3 protein-coding genes are annotated in these 1,802 nt (G+C 53.1%); 2 read left to right on the forward strand and 1 reads right to left on the reverse strand.

The features are described from left to right. On the forward strand, window positions 1–190 hold a 190-nt coding region (locus EN745_RS34410), incomplete at its 5' end, for an aldehyde dehydrogenase family protein (RefSeq protein WP_127423283.1). Between the two features lie 102 nt (window positions 191–292). Here the strand turns inward: EN745_RS34410 and EN745_RS34415 are convergent. After that, window positions 293–574 (reverse strand): hypothetical protein, encoded by a 282-nt coding sequence (locus EN745_RS34415; protein ID WP_126055011.1) that lies wholly within the window; start codon window positions 572–574, stop codon window positions 293–295. An 81-nt stretch (window positions 575–655) separates the two neighbouring features. Here EN745_RS34415 and EN745_RS34420 point away from each other — a divergent pair, with 81 nt between their 5' ends. After that, window positions 656–1,432, forward strand: coding sequence for a DpnI domain-containing protein (locus EN745_RS34420; RefSeq protein ID WP_126055010.1), 777 nt, complete (start codon window positions 656–658; stop codon window positions 1,430–1,432). Window positions 1,433–1,802 lie beyond the last annotated feature (370 nt).

Below are 1,802 nucleotides of genomic sequence, written 5' to 3' on the forward strand. Positions count from 1 at the left end.
CATCGAGAAGGCGCGCGCCGTCGCCGCCCGCATGCGCTCCGGCAACGTCTACATCAACTACCCGACCTGGGACGCCGGCCTGCCCTTCGGCGGCTACAAGCAGTCCGGCAACGGCCGCGAATACGCCGAGTATGGGCTCGAGGATTTTCTCGAGATCAAGGGCATCGCGGGGTACGAGGCGGCGGAGTAGAACTCGGCTACATCTGCAGATCGGTGATCAACACCGGTGATACCAATGCGGCGTCATCGGTACCGGCTTTGCCACTGCCGGATAGGCTCATGTGCCTTTCTCTCAGACTCCAGTTCGGCGCACTGTTGTTTCTCGCGGCGGCGGCGGAGGCGGCACCACCGCCTTGGTGCTCTGGCGGACGGCGTCGACGGGAACCAAGGTTATCACCGGAGGGTTCGGAAAATGATCCAACGTTGCGCCGGTCACCGCATCAACACCGACGCCAATCAAGCCTCCGACCAAAATGTTTCCGGCGAGCCCGGCAGCACTGTTTCCACTCATTTTGGTAGCGATGTATTTGCTGCCTGGCTTGTAGCCTTCCTTCTCGGCGAAGGCGGTGATCATTCCGGCTTGCTCTTGATCGTCCATTGCCGAATTGTAAGTTCAGGTTTATTGGCGTCTGCTAACAGATGGCTTTGATCGCGAATGAAATTTGGTTTTGAAGAGACACAAGCAAAATATAACAGTGGATCACAACAAGCCAGAATTTGGACTGAGCAGTGGGCCTCCCAATGGATTTATTGCCCCAATTGTGGAAGCTCCCGTCTAGAAAAATTCGCTGCTAATTTACCTGTTGCCGACTTTTTCTGCAGCAGTTGCAGTGATCAATTCGAGCTGAAAAGCCAAAAGAAGGCATTCGGCACGAAGGTCGCCGACGGAGCCTATTTTACCAAAATTGACAGATTGGCATCATCGACCAACCCGAATTTGATATTGCTGAATTATGATCTGACGCAAAAAGCAGTAAGGCATGTTTGCGTTGTTCCAAAGCATTTTTTCGTACCAGACATCATCGAGAAAAGGAACCCACTGGCGCCGACAGCGAGGAGAGCGGGTTGGGTTGGTTCCAATATTTTGCTCGACCGCATTCCGGATGCGGGCCGAATATTTTTGGTTAGGAACAGCATTCCGATCCCTAAAGAGGTCGTTGTCGCAAAATGGCAGCACACCCTTTTTCTTCGTGAGGAAAAGGCAGATGCTCGTGGCTGGCTAATTGAAGTAATGAGATGTGTCGATATGATCGGTGCGACTGATTTCGATATCGAACAAGTCTATGCGTTCGAAAGGAAACTGAGCGCTCTATACCCGAACAACAGAAATGTGAGACCAAAGATTCGTCAGCAATTGCAGTTCCTCAGAGACAACGGATATCTCGAGTTTGTGGCCCGCGGCCGCTATCGCCTGAGGAAAGAGAGCTTTTGAAGACCGAGCAAAGGGACAACGCCTAAATGTCTTGGTACGCAAACCATTATGAATGCAACGGCTGCGGCGAACATTGGGTCGACGAGTGGTCATGCATGTGCGATGACGACTGTCCAAGCTGCGGCGCTCGTCATGCTGCTCCAATCGAAAGTGAAGACCTCACGCTTCTCATTGTGCCGGATGCGGGTGCTTTCGTCGTCTTAAGGTCTCCAGATATTGCAGAAGATCGCCCCGATTACGAAGAGATCGGGCGCTTCGCTAGCGACGCGTTAGCGAAGCGCCCGATCTCTTCGTAATCGGGGCGATCTTCTGCAATATCTGGAGACCTTAAGACGACGAAAGCACCCGCATCCGGCACAATGAGAAGCGT

This window comes from Mesorhizobium sp. M4A.F.Ca.ET.022.05.2.1, assembly GCF_003998845.1.
GTDB lineage: Bacteria > Pseudomonadota > Alphaproteobacteria > Rhizobiales > Rhizobiaceae > Mesorhizobium.